This window comes from Acinetobacter soli, assembly GCF_000760595.1.
Lineage (GTDB): Bacteria > Pseudomonadota > Gammaproteobacteria > Pseudomonadales > Moraxellaceae > Acinetobacter > Acinetobacter soli.
The window spans coordinates 1-19846 of the sequence record NZ_BBNM01000008.1 but is presented as its reverse complement, the minus strand read 5'-3'; the positions used below and the strand labels follow the sequence as shown (position 1 = coordinate 19846).

The following is a 19846-nucleotide window of genomic DNA, read 5'->3' as shown; positions in this document are numbered from 1 at the left end:
ATGAGTAGCGGTCGTATCATTCAGATCATCGGCGCGGTAATCGACGTCGAGTTTGAGCGCAATAGCGTTCCTAAGATCTATGACGCTCTCCAAGTTGACGGTACTGAAACTACATTAGAAGTTCAGCAACAGCTTGGCGATGGTGTTGTTCGTACCATCGCAATGGGTTCTACAGAAGGTCTTAAACGTGGCCTTAACGTAACCAGCACAAATGCACCGATTTCTGTTCCAGTAGGTCCGGCTACACTTGGCCGTATCATGGACGTTTTGGGTCGCCCAATTGATGAAGCAGGTCCAGTTGCGACTGAAGCGCGTTTGCCAATTCACCGTCAAGCACCTTCATATGCTGAACAAGCAGCTTCTACTGATCTTTTAGAAACTGGTATTAAAGTCATCGACTTACTTTGCCCGTTTGCTAAAGGTGGTAAAGTTGGTCTGTTCGGTGGTGCTGGTGTTGGTAAAACCGTTAACATGATGGAGTTGATCAACAACATCGCGAAAGCTCACTCAGGTTTATCTGTGTTTGCTGGTGTTGGTGAGCGTACTCGTGAAGGGAACGACTTCTATCACGAAATGAAAGATTCTAACGTTCTTGACAAAGTAGCAATGGTCTACGGTCAGATGAACGAGCCACCAGGTAACCGTTTACGCGTAGCGTTGACTGGTTTGACTATGGCGGAATATTTCCGTGATGAAAAAGATGAGAACGGTAAAGGCCGTGACGTATTGTTGTTTGTTGACAACATCTATCGTTACACACTTGCAGGTACTGAAGTATCAGCATTGTTAGGCCGTATGCCATCTGCAGTAGGTTACCAGCCTACACTTGCAGAGGAAATGGGTGTACTTCAAGAACGTATTACGTCGACTAAGTCTGGTTCGATCACATCGATCCAAGCGGTATACGTACCTGCGGATGACTTGACTGACCCATCGCCTGCAACGACGTTTGCTCACTTAGATGCAACTGTTGTATTGAGCCGTGACATCGCATCTTCTGGTATTTATCCAGCGATCGATCCACTTGACTCAACTTCACGTCAGCTAGATCCATTGGTTGTTGGTGCTGAGCATTATGAAATTGCACGTTCTGTACAGAACGTATTGCAACGTTATAAAGAGCTTAAAGACATCATCGCGATCTTGGGTATGGATGAATTGGCAGAAGAAGATAAGTTGGTTGTTTACCGTGCGCGTAAAATCCAACGTTTCTTCTCTCAACCATTCCACGTTGCTGAAGTATTTACGGGTGCACCTGGTAAATTAGTACCACTTAAAGAAACGATTCGTGGCTTTAAAGGTCTTTTAGCTGGTGAATACGATCACATCCCAGAACAAGCGTTCTACATGGTGGGTGGTATTGACGAAGTAATTGCTAAAGCTGAGAAACTTTAATTAGCAACTCTAATTTAGGAGGTTCTCATGGCGACGATGCAATGTGATGTCGTAAGTGTGAAAGAGTCAATTTACTCTGGACAAGTTACGATGTTGATCGCTAAAGGTGCAGGTGGTGAGTTGGGTATTTTACCTGGACACGCGCCACTGGTAACCTTGCTCCAACCAGGACCGATCCGCGTTCAGTTGGAAAATGGTACAGAAGAAATCGTTTATGTATCAGGCGGTGTGTTAGAAGTTCAGCCTCACGTTGTGACCGTGCTTGCAGATACTGCAATCCGTGCTGACAACCTAGATGAAGCAGCAATTGTTGAAGCGCGTAAGCACGCCGAGCAATTGCTTGCCAATCAGAAGAGTGATCTGGATTCTGCTGCTGCACTTGCTGCGCTTGCAGAAACTGCAGCTCAGCTTGAAACGATTCGTAAAATCAAGAATCGCGCGCTTTAAGCCACGATTTTGGATTGAAGAAGCCACCGTCAGGTGGCTTTTTTTATGTCTGTTGTTTAGCAAAGCTTTGCGCTAAGCTCTGTTGCAAATAGGTGCAGCAGAGGACATGACAGATATGGCGTTTCAAAACATCACGGGCCTTCAGTGGGCATCGTTGGGACCAGATGCGCTTCAGGTCTTGCAGATCGACAACGAATTTTCTACGGCTCAAGTGGCTCTACAGGGCGCGCAAGTTCTACAATTTTATTCTAAGCAGCATCAGCGTGATGTACTCTGGCTCTCAGATCGTAATTCATTTGCAGCAGGAAAGGCTATTCGTGGTGGCATTCCGCTATGTTTTCCATGGTTTGGTGCGCATGCAATTGAAACAGACTATCCTGCACATGGCTTTGCCAGAAATATGCAGTGGCAATTCAAAGATGCTCAATATCAACAGGGTCAAGGGCACAGCTTGACCTTTGAGCTTCGTGATCATGCTGCGACTCGTCGTTATTGGGATGCCGCATTTTGTCTTGAAATGCACATCCGGTTGGGGCAAACCCTTGAACTCAACTTTCGATTGAATAACTTAGATCTCCATCCGATCAGCTTCGGTTTTGCTTGGCACAGTTATTTTGCTGTCAAGACTCAACGTACCCGACTGTATGGCGTTGAAGGGTGTTCTTACATCGATCAACTAGATGGTCATCAGATCAAGCAGCAGGATACTGCACCGCTTGAGTTTCATTGTGAAACCGATCAGATCTATCCGCTCACGAAAGGAAAATTTCGCTTAGATGACTCATCTGCAACACAAATTGTGATTGAGACATCTGCACAAAGTGCGGTGGTGTGGAACCCATGGATTGAAAAAACCAAGCGCATGGCCGATTTAGCACCTCAAAGCTGGCAAGAATTTGTTTGTGTTGAGGCTGGACAAGTGGCCACCGAGCAAAAAACACTATTGCCTGAGCAGCAACTCAGTTATCAACTTTGTCTTAGTCTGAGCGATCTCTAGGGCGCTTTAAGATTTAGAGTCTGTGCTTGAAGCCGTCGAGTTTGAATTAACAATTAAGGCAGCCAGTTTCAGCATTTCAGTTTGTAGCGTATTGAGCTGATGCTGAATAGCCACAATATCCTGTTTTTTCCAGTTCAATGTCTGTTGAAACAGATCGCTCTGTAACAGCTGCTCATTGGTATTGATCAGCTGTTGACGTAATTTTTCAACCTCTGGACTTTTCAGTTGCAACTGGTTGAGATTGTCATTGAATTGGGTCAACTGGGTTTTAAAGTGAGATAATGTCTGCTGTGCGGCCTGAGGGTCTTGTTCTTGAAGCGCAGTTTCAAGCTGGCTTTGCGTCGCTTGTAACTTTTGCATGTCTTGACCTACTTTAAGCTGCAAATCTGCCGCGTCGCGAAGCAAATAAAATAGATTCGTGGTCGATGAGCGTTCTTCATTGTTGAGGGCATCATCACTACCTTGATTATCGATAGGCATGTTGTCTTGATTGGCCGATGTCATACTTTGCTCACGCGATGTACTTTCCGCGTCGGGTTGTTGATCACACCCCACAAACAATATGCTACAGCTCAGCACAAGCAAAGAAAATTTAGCAGCGAAAGGTGTAGGCATCATCATTTTTTCCATCCAAAGCCATATGACACCCACATTATCGAACAGAAACTTCAAATGGCGCCATATTGTTAATTCAACAATTAGAGCATGCCCGATTTAGCAGAATATGAAGGTCATGTTGTAAAAGTATTGTTTTTAGAGGATAGAATGCATGAGGCATACCTGCGGCATGCCTCATATAGAATGGCTTATTTGGCTAATTCTTGATTAATGGCATCAATCAGGCGAGGATCATCTGCGGTAATGTCGGGTGCAAAACGGGCAACGACGTCGCCTGTTTTACTGACTAAAAATTTTTCAAAATTCCATAGCACTTCTGGTGGTTCATTTGGGGTCAGGCCATATTCAACCAAGTCTTTCCACCATGGGCCTTCTCCAATACGTTCGGGCTGTGCTTGAGTCAAGGTTTGATAAAGCGGATGCTTGTCTTCACCAGCAACCGAAATTTTTGCAAACAATGGAAATTTCACATCAAAATTTAAGGAGCAGAACTGCTGAATTTCTTCATTCGTTCCAGGCTCTTGTTCCAAGAAGTTATTGGCTGGAAAGCCTAAAATGGTTAAGCCTTGATCTTTTTTAGCTTGATACAGTGCTTCGAGTCCTTCGTACTGCGGCGTGAGGCCACATTTTGATGCCACGTTCACAATCAAGAGTACTTGGCCATGGTATTGTTCAAGATCGACCGCTTGGCCTTGAATGTCTTGAACAGGAATATGATAAACCGACTGACTCATATCGAATCCTTATGTAAAAGAAAGAGTAAAAATAAGCTTACAAGAGCATGTATTGAGGGCGCTCAGGCATAGCATACGATGACATGTTTAAATGCGATGTATAGCATAATTTTGTGATGAAACAGATCGTTAAGGCTTGAGATTAACGCGTTCTAAGCTGTACGGGTGTGTGTCCGGTGTAACGTTTAAAAAATGCGATGAAGCTCGAGCTTTGATGATAGCCCAGCTCAAGCGCAATACGTTTGACTGAATCACCCTGACGAATTTTCGCAACTGCGTACACCACTTTGGCTCGATTGCGCCATTCAGAGAGCCCCATGTTTAACTCTCGCTGACATAAGCGCAGCGCATGTCGCTCGCTAATCTCAAAATCATCAAGAATTTGCTGTAGGCTTTGAGCAAAGCGTTTGACATCGGCCAAGGCATTTAAAATCGGTGCCAGTACGGGATGCGCTGACGGTGGTAAATAATGATCATATTGTTTGGCTGTCAGGAGCTGATCCAGCAATACCTGTAATAAGTGCAGACGGCTTTGCTCGGAATGATCACGTGTCGGATCTAGAATCTCTTTTACCAAGGCATGAAAAAATGGCTGGATCTCGAGTGTTTTTGGACAATCACTCAATTTCGCGGAAAGCTGAGGATGTAGCCGAATACACACAAAATGTGTCGGCTGATCGATATTAAGACAACAATGTGTGGTCCGTGGTGGTAGCCACACACCGTAATTGGGTGGTGCGAAAAATGTCCGTTGCTCGACCTGAATTTGCAGCAGTCCATTCAAGCTAAAATTAAAATCCCCCCAAAGCGATGAATGTGTAAGCACTTCATCGTGGGGGTGAAAGAAAAACTCATGGATATCAATCTGCTCTTTAAGCATCGCTGCGGCAGGTGATACAGAGGATAAATCCATATGAGAAATCCGAAAAAATCTACTGTTCGCAGTGAAGCTTTGGATTGCTTAAACCTTTAACTAAGGTAAATAAACCAATTAAGGCCAACACAACAAAATTGAGCACACCATAAATTAAGATATTTTCATTAAAATGGTCAACTACATAGCCGCCGATCAAAGAGCCTGTCGCAATCATGACCTGAAACATCCCGACGAATAGTGGCATGCCTTTTTCGACGGCTTTAGGCGCATGAACAAACATCCAGATATTGGCCGAAGTTGGAAATGCACCAAAGGCAAAGCCCCATAACGCAGTTAAAATCATCGCGCCGGCTTCATGAATGGCAAAAACGGGAAAGCTAAAGAAAACAACCGCAAAACATACGCCCACAAAAGCCATAGTGTAGCGAATATTCAAATTACCACTATAGCCTGCAAAGGCATTACCAAATACTCCCGCAATACCGTATAGCAAAAGCAGACTACTGATGGTGGTGCCGTCGAATCCTGCAATATGTTTAAAAAAAGGTGCGAGGTAACTATAAGCACAAAAGTGTGCCAAACCCATCAATAGCACAATTAACATGCCGTTACGTGCTTTAGGCACTCGCAATAAGGCTGGTAGGTCTTGAAGTCGAATCGATGATTCAGGAACCAGCACCGGTAAAAAACGTAGCTGTAACAGCAGCACCACAAAACCAATGATGGCGGTAATGCCAAAGGCACTACGCCAGCCATAAAATTCGCTTAACCACGTGCCAATCGGAACGCCCAGTACCGTGGCTAAGGTCACACCGGCCATCACTACGGCGGTAGCTTTGGCAATTGGTAAATGGGCAGGCGCCAATTTACCACTCAATGCAATTGCCGTGGCCCAGAACCCGCCAATAGCAATGCCCAGAATCATCCGGCTGATAAGCAGCACGTTAAAATCGTCTGCAAAGGCAGTCAAGGCATTGGCCAGTACCATAATGGCGGTCAGTACAATCAGCACATAACGACGATCGAGCTGTTTAAAAATAACCGGCAGTGATGGTGCCGCCAGCGCCGCCATGACGCCGGGGAGCGTGATGATCAATCCGGCAGTACCCACCGAGATATTCAAATCAGTGGCCACGTCATTGAGTACCCCGACAGGCAAAAACTCACTGGTCACCAGTGCAAATGCCGCAATTGAAACGGCGAGTATGGCGAGCCAACTGCCACCAGTGGGACGAGAGGGCGTAGCCTCTTGAGCATGAAGCGCATTCATGATGAATATCCTAATTATGGGAGATGCAAAGCGTGTGATCGATCTAATTTATAATTTAATAGTGATCATTATGAAAATAAAATAGTTGAACAATTCACCAGCGTCAAGTAATTTAATAGTGATTGTTATAAAAATAAACGTGGCGTTTATGACAGATGTAGCAAATGGCTTTGAGCAGCAGGATCAAGACGTGCCGTGCAAAAAAAAACGCGGGCGCCCAAAATGCTTTGATGAGCAGCAAGCGCTTGAAAAAGCGATGCTGCTGTTTTGGGCACATGGCTACGAGGCGACCTCAATCAATGATCTGACTCAGGCATTAAATGTGACTGCCCCGAGCTTGTACAGTACCTTTGGCGATAAGGCGACTTTGTTTTATAAAAGCATCGATTATTATTTAGCGCATGAGGCATGTCCCATCGAGCGTATTTTTGAACAAGCCAAGACTGCCAAAATTGCCTTTGAATTGTATTTTTATGACAATCTGAACCGTTTGCTGCAACCTAATAAGCCTTCCGGTTGTATGTTGGTGGTGGCGACCATGAACTGTTCCGAATCGACTCAGCAAGTTCAGCACACCTTGTTGTCAAAACGGTTGAAAACAAAACACAAATTATTGGAGCGCTTGCAACAGGGCATCATCGATGGTGATTTACCTGCCAACGCACCGATTGAAATCATGACCGATTTTTATGCCACGCTGCTTCAGGGTCTTACGCTACAGGCACGTGATGGTGCAGATCTAGCGCAACTCACAGCGGTAGTAAAGTACGCTATGCAGAGCTGGTGTTTGTTTGTACAGTCGCATGGCGATCACGCGATATAAATGTCTGAAATGCGATATTTCAATTTAATCCGTCATTATCGACAATAATCGTATCTTTAGGATACAGAGAGCAGCATGAATCAGATCGCAAAAACCCAGTGGTGGGCTTTTTTATTGCCCTTAATTGCAGTACTGATTTGGTCGATGAATATTGCCGTTACGCGTTATGCGGTCGATCTGATTGAGCCGGCCAGCATTAGCTTTTACCGCTGGCTCATAGCCTTTATTGTGCTGACGCCTTTTATGCTATTCAAAGTCTGGGCGCAACGTGCTTTGGTCCGCCGGCATTTGGGCCAGCTCGCCATACTGAGTGCCTTCGGGATGGTGCTGTATCAGGGCTTATCTTATACCGCCGCGCATTATACTACCGCCACCAACATGGGAATTGTCAATGCATTCATTCCCGTGTTTACCATCTTTGTTTCAATGCTGATTTTAAAAGATATTCCCAATCGATTTGCCATTGTGGGCAGTATCATTTCGTTTTTAGGTCTGCTGTATATTTTAGGCAAAGGTGATTTTACTACGCTACTCAATATGGGCGGTCATTCGGGTGATTTACTCATGGTCGTGGCTGTCTTTTTCTATGCCTTTTATGGTGTATTCTTAAAAAAATGGCAGCTCAAAATTCCATTACTGATTAGTCTATATGTGCAAATCGGTTTTGCCTTGCTCTATCACATCCCGTTTTTAATGTATTTTGGTCTAGATGCAATTAATGCACGAAATGCACCGAGCTTACTTTATGCGGGTATTTTTCCTTCATTGCTGGCGCCGTTGCTGTGGATGCTGGCGGTACAACACATCGGGCCAAATCGAACCAGTATTTTTATGAATTTAATGCCAGTGTTTACTGCAATTATTGCCAGTTTATGGTTAGCCGAGCAATGGACTTTATTTCATACTATTGGTGGTATGATGATTTTGGTTGGCATTGTGATGGCACAAAAGAAAAATGCGCCTGTCATCGTACAAAATACCTCGTCTTAAAAGATCCGCTTTCTTTTTAATTTAACTGTATCTTCAACTTATGCGGGCGAGTATCTGAATGGACAGCGTGGTGTGGCAGTGTATTCAATACGATGGCAGAATAGGCAAAACATGCAGTAAATGGTAGTGTACTGATTGAGGGCGTGTGGTTGATCGTCTGGATGAGTTTTAGAATTGTCCATTTGGTATAAAACTTGAATACGCTAAACATGTAACGAATAAAATCAGGACGCAGCGGTGATTAATCCAGCCAACAAATGGGAAGCTTTAGATGCACATCTTTTGCAGGTGTTGCATGTGCTATTAACTGAAAAAAGCGTCTCCAATGCGGCCAAGCGGCTCAATCAATCCCAACCTGCCATCAGTACCGCACTCAAAAAACTCAGAGACATTACCGGCGATCAGCTTTTGGTTCGTAGTCGTAATGGCATGACCCCGACCGAACGTGGTGAAGCGCTACTTGAACCTGTGCGTCAAGCACTGGCGCAAATGGAACTGATTGCCACACAGCAGGTGCACTTTCATCCGGCCGAGTCGCGTCAAGTCTTTAATATTGCCGCGCCGGATTACCTCAACGCGATTGCGCTGGGTGAAGTGTTGCGTCGTGTACGACAAGAAGCACCGCATTGCACCGTGATCATGCACTCGATGGCGCACGATGTAGATTATACCCATGCACTAGAAAGCGGGATGTATGATGCCGTGATTGGTAACTGGCCGCAGCCACCCGAATATTTGCGCCTTGCACCACTATTCGAAGATGAAGTGGTGTGCCTGATGCGTAAATCGCATCCAATGGCTGCACGACCATTAACACTTGACGATTATCTGCAAGCCGACCATATTGCCCCAACGCCATATACCGTCGGTCAGCGTGGCGTGATTGACTTGTATTTGGCCAAAGAACGAATCAAACGTAATATCGTGGCCTATGTGCCATACTTCGGCATGATTCCCTACATGCTGCTGCAATTTGACGCGATTTTTTCAGCACCGCGTTCATTCTCTCGCCATTATAGTGCATTGCTGCCACTCAAAGTGGTCGATGCGCCAGTCAAGTTCCCCAAGATTCCGTATTTCTTGCTCTGGCATGAGCGTTTACATCGCTCGCAAGAACAGCGCTGGTTTCGTGAGCTGATTATTTCGGTACTTCGAAACGACAGTCACGTCTTAAACTAAATTCCTTTGTATCACCATAACGCGCATCCCTGATCAGGCGCGAGCATCAGATCATCATCTGCTGGCGCTGGTCTTTTCTTATTTATCATGGCCAATATAGATGCATGATAGACATGTGTTATGGCATTTTTTGCATAAGCAACATTGCAGATTCTCAATAATCATTTCTTTGGTAGGAAACTTGCCTTTATCAGCGGGCGACATCGTTTTGCAAGCCATTTAAGCGAATGTCAAACAGCCATCGCTATGCATCTTCAGATAAATAGCCAGTGCTTTTACTTAAGGAAGTGGATCAGGGGAAGTGTGTAATGAACGCAGTACAACAAGGCAGATCATTAAAAAAACTGATGGGAAGCCTCGCGACCATTCTGGGGGGAATGGGCGCCATGCAAGTCGCAGATGCAGCCATCTGGAGTGATACCTCAATTGGCTGGCGCTACGGTACTCAATTTGCAGAACCTTATAAAAATGATGCCGCAGGCGATCGAATTGATATTACCAAGCAGATTTTTAATCTCACCCATGCCAGTGGTGATAAATATGGCTCCAACTTTTTCAATGTCGATTTACTTCAGTCAGATGATGAGCCCAACAGTACCCAGTCAAGTGGTAAAGGTGCCCAAGAAGCCTATGTGGTAATACGCCGTTATCTGGATGCAGGTGCACTGTTTAAAAAGGATTTGGCGGTACCCGGCTATATACGTGGCGCAGGTTTGACCGCGGGGTTAGACTGGAATACCAAAAATGACAGTTATGGCTCGAAAAAGCGCATGTGGGTGGTAGGCCCAACGGTTCGCTTTGATGTACCGGGCTTTTTAGATTTTAGTGTGCTGGCACTATTTGAAAGTAATGATCCGTCTTCTGATACGCCACGATTTGGTTACTCAACGGGTCGTTATACTTACGATACACATATGGCAGCACAGTTTACGTGGGGCATTCCGATTGCAAAAACACCGCTGTCCTTTGAAGGCTATGCACTGTGGATTGATGCTAAAGGAAAAAATGAATCTGGTGGCGATACCAAAGCGGAAACCCACATCGATGCACGCGTTATGTATGACATGAGCGGATTGATCGGGCTAAAAGACAGCAAATTACGTGCGGGTGCAGGTTACGAATACTGGAAAAACAAATTCGGTAACGATACTGATGGTTTTGCCGGAAAGGGGGCCACTGCGAGCACACCTATGGTAAGAGTGGATTATCACTTTTAAGTGCTAAGGGCAGGGTGGGAGCATATGAACAGGGTTTTTATGTGCTCTCTTTTGTCTAAATAAATTTAAGTAAAAAATATTCTGACACGATGTGATGACTTATCGAATTCCACTATGATTACAGGGGGTGTTTAAAAATTAAACAATTATCAGTTTTCTATAAAATTTGAATAAAAAGATCAATATAAATTAACTTTTTAAATAAATATTCAAATTGATTCGAACTTATTCTAATTTTATGTAAGATAAATAATATATTTGTATTAATGAGTTGTTTCTTTCATACTACGCGCACTGTAAAAACAGTCACTTTTTAAGTGTACTGTTGCTACTTCCAGATTGTTGAACCCTCTGGATGTGATTGATACACATCCCTTTTTATGCTCAGTCATCCTCATATGACTGAGCTTTTTTTTGTCTGTCCATTTATCTAGGTAGCTAGATAGACAGATCTGTATAATATAAATTAACGATAATTATTTACATTTGAGTGTTCATTCATTTAGTTGCGAATCACATCGCCAGTTTTGGCATCGAGAATCCGACTTGGCTGCTGGCTTAAACCCAAATCACCATTTAAATAATGTAATTGCTGCCCAAAATAGGCGGAAGCTTCCTGTAGTGAGCGCGCAGGTTCAAGTCCTGCCGGATTGGCACTGGTAGAGACAATAAAGCCGCCAAAGGCATGACACAGTGCCATACAAAGTGGGTGATTAGACACCCGAACAGCCACCTGATGATGTTGACCTGTAATCCAAGCGGGAATTTGCTGTGAATGGATCGGCAATAACCATGTCGTGGCGCGCTCATCGACGCCGCGCTGTGTCCAGCTTTGAATGACTTGCTGGCGAATATCTGGATCAAGTTCATCCAGTAGATGCTCGACCTGTGAAATATCTCCGGCCAGTAAAATCACGCCTTTTTCAATAGGGCGCTGCTTTAAACGCAGAATTTCATGAAATGCCTGCTCATTGAAGGGATCACAGCCCAAGCCCCAGACTGCCTCGGTCGGATAGGCCAGCACATCGCCCTGTGTCAGGTATTGGGCTGCTTCCGTAACGGAGGTGGTCAGCATAATTCATCTCCAAATTTAAAAATAACGCTATTGTGAACCTTAAAATCCGCCAGTACAACGCAGATAACGTCCCGACTGCTGAATGCACAGTCCCAACAGTTCAAGTTCCATGAGTTGACCGGTCAGCTCTGCGGTCGAGCCTTCAAACTGCTGTGCCAACTGATCGAGGTCTTGTCCCGTCCAGTCTAAGCGCTGATAAAGCGGAATCAGCTCTTCGGGAACAGCCAAGGCATCGGATACATCTTCAGGGGTAGAGGTGGCCGAGACTGCTGCCGTAGATTGAGCATGCCAATGTGTGGGAAGCGCTAAATCTTCCAGAATTTGCTCCGGATGATCCACCAAAATTGCTCCTTCTCGAATCAATTGATGGCAGCCTTGATGAAACTCACTATAAATATGTCCCGGAATCGCGAAGACCGTTTTACCTTGCTCAGCCGCTCGATTCGCGGTAATCAGTGAGCCACTTTCTTTTTTGGCTTCCACCACCAACACGCCTAAGCTTAAACCACTCACAATACGGTTGCGCCGTGGAAAATTGGCCTTTAACGGTGGTGTGCCCGGCAAAAACTCGCTGACGACTGCACCGCCTTGTGAAGCAATACTCTCGTATAATGTACGATTCCCTGCCGGATAACATCGATCCAATCCAGTTCCGACCACTGCAATCGCCCGTTGCTGCATGACACTGCCTTGATGGGCTGCTTCATCAATGCCGTGTGCAAGCCCACTGGTGATATAAAATCCTTTTTCACTGAGGTAATAGGCAAAGTCATAGGCCACTTGCCGACCATGTGGGCTGGGTTTACGACTGCCCACCACGGCAATTTGTGGCTGTAATAAGGGCTGAGCCGAACCACGACCAAATAAAATTGGGGGCTTGCCGGTATAGGGCATCAACTGGGCAGGATATAGTGGATCTTCTGGCGTAACAATAAAATCAGTGTGCTGCTGAATGTGCGCAAGCAAGTTTGAAAATGCCGATTGCCCCGCTGGTGTTGCGTATTCCGCAGCTCGCTTTAGATGATTGGCATGTAGCTTTAACTGTTGCCACTTGGCCAGATTCTGAGGTTCAAGCGCCGTTTCACAATCGCCAAAATGACGAACTAAGGTATCAAAACTTGAGAGTGAGTGTTGCACCAATGACCATACTGCAATGGTATGGCGATGGTGCGCAGAAAATTGTTTCATCATAAGTCTATTAATAATATTGTTTTATTCTTCATCTTGAGGCGGGCGAATTTCTGCCCCGACTTTAATGGGTAAGTTGCTCTCGAGTACGTAAGCGTAACTGAATTCATCAAAGGTTTTAAATATCATCAAACTTCCAATATTTTGATTCGGAAGTTTGATCAGTTCATGCGTTTTCGGGTCTTTGACGCTTTCGCCTTGCGCATAAATATCGAGTACTTGTCCTACTTTGGCACCTTGATTCAAGCCTCGATTAAGCGTCACGACACTATTGCGTGCTGCTGTGGCAATAGAGCCCATAACACGAACAATCTTGCCACCTGCCACCATTTCATTGCCTTCGGTTGGATAAAACAATGTTGGTAACATGGCATCTTGCTCTGGCATGACCAAATCGCCACGACGTGTTTCTGCGTTATAGGTGTCGGTGAGTTCGAGCGTGGTGATCTCTTGTTCAGATTGCACTGCAATCCCCGAAGCCACCTGAATCAGTTCGACGGCCAGAATGCGCTTTTTGCCGTGTTCATCTAGGGTGGTGTAAGGCTCACCCTCATGATAGATCGCATAACGCTGACCATTTTGTAGGCCCTGACCCCGCACAAAGATTTTTTGACCTTTGGCAGCCAGTACACGTTGATCAGTGGTGCCCACAACATAAGGCACAGACTCAATAGCGTCCGCCGATACAAGTGTCGAGCGCTCCAGCCATTGCTGAATTTGGCTCAGCGGAATGACGGGAATACTATTTTTTAATTCTTCAATACGAACTTGTGGGGGTAAGGTGGTGCGGCCTGTATAACGACGAATAATTCCTTCACAGCCATCCCCCATATCTCGTCCAACGAGCGGTCGACCATTGAGCGTACACAGCAGCAATCGGTCGCCTGGATAAATCCAGTGTGGATTCTTCACATGTTTGTTACTGGCCCAGATCTCTGGCCATCGCCATGGTTTTTTTAAAAATTTTCCAGAAATATCCCAAAGCGTATCCCCTTTTTTGACCACATAGACATGCGGTGCACCTGCCTTGAGTGAGGGTGGATTGTGATTGCGCGTTGCAGCTTCGGCATTCGATATGCCCATTACACCACAGATGGCCAGCGCGAAACCGTATTGTTTAAGCCCCAAATGAGAAAACGTGCGTAAGCCGTTTAAAACCATGTTCATTATCATAATTCCTAAAAATTAGGTCTGTATTTGCGTTATAATAACGGCAATACATACATTTTTATTTCGAGTTGCCTTTCTTTGGGTTTTCTAATCAATGGCACGAATGAGGAGACACTATGGCCTTATTACCGATCTTGAGTTTTCCTGATCCACGCCTGCGCACCGTTGCAAAACCTGTCGAAGAAGTGACAGATGAAATCCGCCAACTGGCATCAGACATGCTAGAAACCATGTATGAAGCACCCGGCATTGGCTTGGCTGCATCTCAGGTTGATCGTCATATTCAGCTGATTGTCATGGACTTATCTGAAGAAAAAGATCAGCCAATGGTTTTCATCAACCCCAAAATCACCCCATTAACAGACGAAACACAGGCTTATGAAGAAGGCTGTCTGTCTGTTCCTCAAATATACGACAAAGTCAACCGTCCGTCACGCGTCAAGATTGAAGCGTTGAACCTTGATGGTGAGGCATTTGAAATCGAGGCCGATGGTTTGCTCGCTGTCTGTATTCAGCACGAAATGGATCATTTGAGCGGAAAGCTGTTTGTCGATTATCTATCTCCACTTAAACGTCAGCGAGCGCGTGAGAAAGTAGAAAAACTGATACGCCAGAAAGAGAAAGTCGCTGTCAAACGTTAATCGCTCAAAATGCACCAAAGAAACCCAATTTCGATTGAGTTTTGTTATACTGTAACGGCAAAATTTCTGAGAAGGCTGGACTTGTTTAAAATTGGGCTGCTGCTGGGATTCACCGCAGTATTATTACAGATTGCGGTTTTTTTACAGCCGTTATTGCCGAAGCAGTATCAGATTGCTCCGGTCTGTGAAACCATTGCCCAAACTTTTGATCTGTCGGCGCTTCAGCATCATAAGGCCATGTCGCATGCAGATTCACACATGCAGCATATGCCCCGCATGCTCGAAAAAGCGCAATCGGCGCCAGCTCATGATCATCATGATGTCAATCATCAGTGTCAATATTGCACCGTCTATGGCCATTTAATTTTACCGCCCGAACTGGATGTAAAAGAAATACTGGTTCGCATTCAAGTGCGTTTGCTGGCGTTTCAGCAAGCATTTCGACACGTCTATTACGCGCTTCAACGTCTATTTTTACTTCCTCAAGGTCGGGCACCGCCTGTATTTGCATAAATCACGCTTCGTTGCGGGGTTTTATCCCTCGTATGTTTTTCTGGCCTAATACGCATAAGACGTATCAGGCATAGCGCGTATTTATGTTTTTGAGATACAGACATGACTCAGCCTCAATTTTTATTACAGCCGATTACGGCTGCGATGCTACTTGCCACCACATCTGCATTTGCCGAAACGCAATCTGCAACTGATACGACACAGATGCCGCCAATTGTGGTAACTGCACAAGAAACAACACGTTCAAATGGTTTAATTGTACAGGCAGATCCCAAACAGCCCATTCAGCCCGTTCCGGCCACTGATGGTGCAGATTATCTACAAAGTATTCTGGGCTTTAATGCCATTAAAAATGGCGGTACTAATGGTGATGTGACCTTTCGGGGCATGTTTGGTTCACGTATTAAAATGCTGACCGATGGCACTGAAAATTTGGGGGCTTGTCCAGGACGGATGGATGCTCCAACGTCATATATCAATCCTGAAAGTTATGATCGAATTACCGTGATTAAAGGCCCGCAAACTGTGTTGTATGCCACTCCTGGCTCGGCGGCAACAGTCCTTTTTGAACGCGAACCTGAGCAGTTAAGCCGTGATAAACCTTATCGTGGACAGGCCAGTGTACTGATTGGCTCCTTTGGCCGGCTTGATCACAATATCGAAGCTGCCGTAGGTGATGAAAGCAAATATGCACGCTTGAATGCCACTCGCTCGGTGGCCGGAAATTATCAAGATGGTAACGGCAAGACAGTACAATCCCAATGGGAGCGCTGGAGCACTGATTTAGCTTTAGGCTGGAAACCGACTCAAGATACTTGGCTGGAGCTACGGGGAGGAGTTGCTGATGGTGAGGCAGCATACGCGGCACGAGGGATGGATGGAACACAGTTTAAGCGTGAAAGCCTAGGACTACATGCCGAGCAAAAAAATATCACTGATGTGATCAAGAAAGTTGAAGCGCAGATTGACTATAATTTTAATGACCATGTCATGGATAACTTTCGTTTGCGTCCAGCACCCTTACAACCTCGAGAATCTCAAGTAACGCGTCGTACATTAAATTCACGCGTAGCCGTGACCACCGAATGGGATCACTTTAGTGCGATTTCTGGACTAGATTCTCAACACAATCAGCATGTGAATAACACCAGAAGATCTTTAGGTTTTCAGTCATATGGTGCTTTTAGTGAATGGACTTACGCTCTATCGCCAGAGACAAAATGGGTTGCGGGTGGTCGTATCGATCAAGTAAAAGTGAATCATGCTGCGAATGATCAACAGCGTAAAGACACCAATCCAAGTGCCTTTGTACGAATTGAACATGCATTGCCAGAACACGGGCTTAAAACTTATGCAGGCATTGGGTATGTTGAACGCACCCCAGACTTTTGGGAAATCTCTCGCGTATCAAAGGGGTTACTGAACTATCTTGATACCGAAAAGACCACACAGCTTGATTTAGGCTTTGAATTTGAACAGGGGGCCTTAACGTCGTGGGCATCGGCCTATGCTGGATTGATCGATGATTTTATTTTGGTGCCGTATCAATCCAATCCAAACGGCAGTGTCAGCATTTTACCAGCACGTAGTATCGATGCCACCATTGCAGGGGCAGAAGCAGGAATCGGTTATCATCTGACCGATCATCTTCAAACCGATCTATCTGCCATGTACGCATGGGGTAAAAATACCAGCGACGGTAAGCCTTTGCCTCAAATTGCACCGCTCGAGGGCCGATTCAATCTGCGTTATGTACAAGACCGCTATAGTCTAGGGCTATTGTGGCGCGCAGTCGCCAAGCAAAACCGAATTAGTCTCAATGAAGGCAATATCGTAGGTTATGATATCGGTAAAAGTAAGGGCTTTAGTACGCTGGCGATTAATGCAACTTATCAATACAGTCCAACACTCGATTTTGCTGTGGGAATCGATAATCTGCTCGATAAAGCCTATGCCGAACATCTGAATAAATCGGGAGCAGCCTTATTTGGCTATGCTGCTAACGAACAGTTTAACAACAGCGGGCGTAATTATTGGGCGCGCGTGAGTATGAAATTCTAAGATTTGCATTTTTTATAGACTAAATATAGAAGAGGATGAAAATGTGAGATCAGCCTCTTCTTATAGGAGATGAACATGAGTGAAAAACTGTCACCCGAAAAATCAGTGTGGGGATGGAAGCTGCTGATCGTGGCCTTTATCTTGAGTCTAATATTTATGGGCGTTTTTTATCTGGCGGTGAACAATGAGCCAGATTACATGCCGAGTCAGCAGAAAATGCACACCCAGCAGCATGCTTTTAAAACAGCACCTGCCATGGCGCCAGCAACTGAGCAAAATGCAGCAGCCTCAGCCACTACTTCACATGAGGAAATGCATATGGACATGAAAGATATGAATATGGATCATTCATCTCATTCGGGTGGTGCAGCCCATCAATAACAGATGAAAAGAAAGGGAGCATGGCTCCCTTTTTTAACTGTGCATATCACTGAGTGACTGAATTTCATTTTGATATAAATGCATACCAAACTTTTGTACAATTCGACCGCGTCGAAGTAAAAAACGGTCCACTTTGGGTAGGTACTTTGCACTGGTATGTAAAATGAGATTTCGTACAATTAAGAAGTAAGCAAACCATGCCGCAGGGCGCTCTTCCAAGCCCAGTTTGTGCATGCGTTTACGCCCAATAAAAAACTGCGTTATTTCAAGATGCATATGATACGCCAGCTTTTGCTGAAAACTACGCATACGCTGATAACGACGTTCAAAAGGTTCCTTTGAAAGGCTTTGTCCAAGTGCCAAGCTCGATTCGTCCGATTCTGGGTGAGCATCTTGCATCCAGTACAATAAACGCCAAGCACCGCGCTCGTTATCGACCAGCCATTTTTCATTGACCCCCATCAGCCAGCCTACGTATTTCCAGAAATGTAAAAATTGTGCTACCTCATGCTTATTCGGAAATACAGCCAGCGCCCGAATACCCAATAACACCACACCACTAAAGGCGATATTGGTCATGGCCAGATCAAACTGATTGAGCGGTAATCCCCATTTTTTTGTATCCCATTCTTCTGAGCGCGACAATTGATGCCGAACCAGTGCATGAATAAAGCGCACGTAAATGGTCGAGGTAAAACCTGATCCAAAGCGCTTTAAACCATCAATCTCGGTAATTTCAACCCACCACTTTGTGGTTTCCGCCAAGCGTTTACCGGCATGTTTTTTCAATGCTCCAGTAAGAATCAGCGGACGGTTAAATCCAGGATATAAATAGCCCACCATCAAAGACAAATCGCGCAGAATAAAACCGTTATTGACGCCCAGTCGATGCGTGAAAATCACTGCATCATTCAGGCGGCTTTCATCGAACCATGCAGGCGGATGCGTAATCTGCTCAAAAAATTCAATCAGTTCTGGAATGGGCTCAGCTAGCGCATCAAGGCCTTCAAAGAGCGCCGTCTCAAAAAGCTGTCGGTGTTCGGCAGGATTTTGCATCAGCCAATCGATCACCTTGTCCATGGCAGGATCACCCGTCACTAACGCTTCCGCGAGTTCTCTATACTCTTTTACGTTGGGTTGAATGGGGCGCTTACAAATATAGGATAAAACACGCCCCAGCCAGCGTGATTTCGACATATGATCAAATGAAGCTAATCTGGACGGTACAAGAGTTTGCATTGAACATTCAGCCTGATTAATGTTTAATCAACTCTAATACGAATAATTATTCGCATTCAATTCGCATTTGAGACAGGCGGTTTATGAGAAAACAACCCCAGCAGCAACGCGCGATTTATCTGGTCGATACTGTCTTGGAGGCTACCCAATTATGTATTGCGGAATACGGCCTACATCAAGTCACGACACCTAAAATTGCAGAGCGCTCTGGTATCAGTGTCGGATCAATTTACCAATACTTTGAGAACAAAGAAGAAATTATTCAAGAGCTACTGTTACGTAAAAGTGAACAACTGGGGCAGACCTTCAAAAAACTGGTAGTTGCACAAGAGCAATTAGAAATTGAATACCTGATTCCACTGAGTATTCAATTTGGATTCGATAAAATGAATGCCGATCAGGGATTTTTTATCGAGGTACTTAAACACTGGCATCAATACAACCATTCAAAAGCTGCTCAGATATTAGAACAGCATTTTTTCGAAGTCGGTCTTTATGTGTTTAATCGGCTTTATCCCGAATGGGATTTTGAAAGACTCAAGCATAAATCCTTTGTGATCATCAACAGCACCTTATTTACCATGATGCGTTATGTCAGTAGTAACGACTTTTTAATTGAAGAACAAAAGCTTAAACAGGAATTATGCCAGATGATTTTGGCCTATCTGAAACAAAATTAAATGTGAGAAAAAACATTTAAAATAAATAAACTATAAAAAATAATAGCTTATATTTTTTTTGGTTCAAAATATAGCCATGCAATCAAAACTTTAGTCCAACATGCTTGCAAGGGGTGAGAAATAGTGTAGAATGCACATCCATCGGCGGTGATGCAGATAGAAACTTGTTGAAAAACAGTAACTTGGCTTGAGTGGTTAGGTTGTGGGTTTGAAGATAAAGTTTTAAAAATATCGAAATGACCTGTTGACTTTGAAGAGATTTAGAGTAACATAGCCGACCTAGCTTGATGATGACGAATCATCGAGAAGATCATTAAGAGAATAGAAGAACAACTTGTGTGGATTTTTACC

The 19846-nt window shown here is 44.8% G+C and carries 19 protein-coding genes and 1 pseudogene; 12 read left to right on the top strand and 8 right to left on the bottom strand.

Features of this window, described 5'->3' with window-relative positions; translation table 11 throughout:
- The 3 genes from atpD to Aso01_RS10465 all read left to right on the top strand — a co-directional run bounded on the left by atpD (window position 1) and on the right by Aso01_RS10465 (window position 2839).
- A complete protein-coding gene (atpD, locus tag Aso01_RS10475; RefSeq protein WP_004941550.1) occupies window positions 1-1395 on the top strand; it encodes a F0F1 ATP synthase subunit beta in 1395 nt (464 codons plus the stop codon).
- A 27-nt stretch (window positions 1396-1422) separates the two neighbouring features.
- Window positions 1423-1842 carry a F0F1 ATP synthase subunit epsilon gene (locus tag Aso01_RS10470; protein WP_004941547.1) on the top strand — a complete coding sequence of 140 codons (420 nt, stop codon included), beginning with the start codon at window positions 1423-1425 and terminating at the stop codon, window positions 1840-1842.
- A 115-nt stretch (window positions 1843-1957) separates the two neighbouring features.
- Window positions 1958-2839, top strand: coding sequence for a D-hexose-6-phosphate mutarotase (locus tag Aso01_RS10465; RefSeq protein WP_004941543.1), 882 nt, complete (start codon window positions 1958-1960; stop codon window positions 2837-2839).
- 6 nt (window positions 2840-2845) lie between these two features.
- Here Aso01_RS10465 and Aso01_RS10460 read toward each other — a convergent pair whose 3' ends face one another.
- The 4 genes from Aso01_RS10460 to Aso01_RS10445 all read right to left on the bottom strand — a co-directional run bounded on the left by Aso01_RS10460 (window position 2846) and on the right by Aso01_RS10445 (window position 6338).
- A complete protein-coding gene (locus Aso01_RS10460) occupies window positions 2846-3460 on the bottom strand; it encodes a PM1805 family lipoprotein (RefSeq protein WP_004941538.1) in 615 nt (204 codons plus the stop codon).
- Window positions 3461-3645: 185 nt separating this feature from the next.
- The gene (locus Aso01_RS10455) at window positions 3646-4191 is read right to left on the bottom strand and encodes a glutathione peroxidase (RefSeq protein WP_004941536.1); all 546 of its coding nucleotides are present in this window, start codon (window positions 4189-4191) and stop codon (window positions 3646-3648) included.
- A gap of 142 nt (window positions 4192-4333) precedes the next feature.
- Window positions 4334-5104 carry an AraC family transcriptional regulator gene (locus tag Aso01_RS10450; protein WP_004941535.1) on the bottom strand — a complete coding sequence of 257 codons (771 nt, stop codon included), beginning with the start codon at window positions 5102-5104 and terminating at the stop codon, window positions 4334-4336.
- A 19-nt stretch (window positions 5105-5123) separates the two neighbouring features.
- Entirely contained in the window at window positions 5124-6338 is a 1215-nt protein-coding gene (locus Aso01_RS10445) for an MFS transporter (RefSeq protein ID WP_004941532.1), read from the bottom strand.
- 148 nt (window positions 6339-6486) lie between these two features.
- Between Aso01_RS10445 and Aso01_RS10440 the strand changes: the two genes are divergently transcribed.
- From Aso01_RS10440 to Aso01_RS10425, 4 genes are all read left to right on the top strand, one after another.
- On the top strand, window positions 6487-7161 hold the full coding sequence (locus tag Aso01_RS10440; protein WP_004941529.1) for a TetR/AcrR family transcriptional regulator: 675 nt from the start codon (window positions 6487-6489) through the stop codon (window positions 7159-7161).
- A gap of 75 nt (window positions 7162-7236) precedes the next feature.
- Window positions 7237-8151 carry a DMT family transporter gene (locus Aso01_RS10435; RefSeq protein WP_004941526.1) on the top strand — a complete coding sequence of 305 codons (915 nt, stop codon included), beginning with the start codon at window positions 7237-7239 and terminating at the stop codon, window positions 8149-8151.
- A 237-nt stretch (window positions 8152-8388) separates the two neighbouring features.
- Entirely contained in the window at window positions 8389-9330 is a 942-nt protein-coding gene (locus Aso01_RS10430) for a LysR substrate-binding domain-containing protein (protein WP_004941523.1), read from the top strand.
- A 308-nt stretch (window positions 9331-9638) separates the two neighbouring features.
- Window positions 9639-10547: a hypothetical protein gene (locus Aso01_RS10425; RefSeq protein WP_004941521.1), complete on the top strand. Its 909-nt coding sequence runs from the start codon at window positions 9639-9641 to the stop codon at window positions 10545-10547.
- Between the two features lie 502 nt (window positions 10548-11049).
- On the opposite strand, the gene tsaC is transcribed toward Aso01_RS10425, so the two are convergent.
- Genes tsaC through Aso01_RS10410 form a run of 3 tightly spaced genes read right to left on the bottom strand, consistent with a single transcriptional unit; the run spans window position 11050 to window position 13977 of the window.
- Window positions 11050-11622: an L-threonylcarbamoyladenylate synthase type 1 TsaC gene (tsaC, locus tag Aso01_RS10420; protein WP_004941519.1), complete on the bottom strand. Its 573-nt coding sequence runs from the start codon at window positions 11620-11622 to the stop codon at window positions 11050-11052.
- Between the two features lie 39 nt (window positions 11623-11661).
- Complete coding sequence (gene dprA, locus Aso01_RS10415) at window positions 11662-12813, bottom strand: DNA-processing protein DprA (protein WP_004941516.1); 1152 nt, start codon at window positions 12811-12813, stop codon at window positions 11662-11664.
- A 21-nt stretch (window positions 12814-12834) separates the two neighbouring features.
- Window positions 12835-13977, bottom strand: a complete 1143-nt coding sequence (locus Aso01_RS10410) for a LysM peptidoglycan-binding domain-containing protein (protein WP_004941513.1) — start codon at window positions 13975-13977, stop codon at window positions 12835-12837.
- A gap of 119 nt (window positions 13978-14096) precedes the next feature.
- Between Aso01_RS10410 and def the strand changes: the two genes are divergently transcribed.
- The 4 genes and pseudogenes from def to Aso01_RS16155 form a co-directional block, all read left to right on the top strand.
- Window positions 14097-14621 carry a peptide deformylase gene (def, locus tag Aso01_RS10405; RefSeq protein WP_004941510.1) on the top strand — a complete coding sequence of 175 codons (525 nt, stop codon included), beginning with the start codon at window positions 14097-14099 and terminating at the stop codon, window positions 14619-14621.
- Window positions 14622-14702: 81 nt separating this feature from the next.
- Window positions 14703-15134, top strand: coding sequence for a DUF2946 family protein (locus Aso01_RS10400; protein ID WP_004941507.1), 432 nt, complete (start codon window positions 14703-14705; stop codon window positions 15132-15134).
- Between the two features lie 102 nt (window positions 15135-15236).
- Entirely contained in the window at window positions 15237-17195 is a 1959-nt protein-coding gene (locus Aso01_RS10395; protein WP_004941503.1) for a TonB-dependent copper receptor, read from the top strand.
- Between the two features lie 75 nt (window positions 17196-17270).
- Window positions 17271-17411 (top strand): annotated as a pseudogene (locus tag Aso01_RS16155) (hypothetical protein); the annotation flags it as partial.
- Window positions 17412-17609: 198 nt separating this feature from the next.
- Here Aso01_RS16155 and Aso01_RS10385 read toward each other — a convergent pair.
- Window positions 17610-18815, bottom strand: a complete 1206-nt coding sequence (locus Aso01_RS10385; RefSeq protein ID WP_004941496.1) for an oxygenase MpaB family protein — start codon at window positions 18813-18815, stop codon at window positions 17610-17612.
- 83 nt (window positions 18816-18898) lie between these two features.
- Between Aso01_RS10385 and Aso01_RS10380 the strand changes: the two genes are divergently transcribed.
- A complete protein-coding gene (locus Aso01_RS10380; protein WP_004941493.1) occupies window positions 18899-19495 on the top strand; it encodes a TetR/AcrR family transcriptional regulator in 597 nt (198 codons plus the stop codon).
- Window positions 19496-19846: the final 351 nt, after the last annotated feature.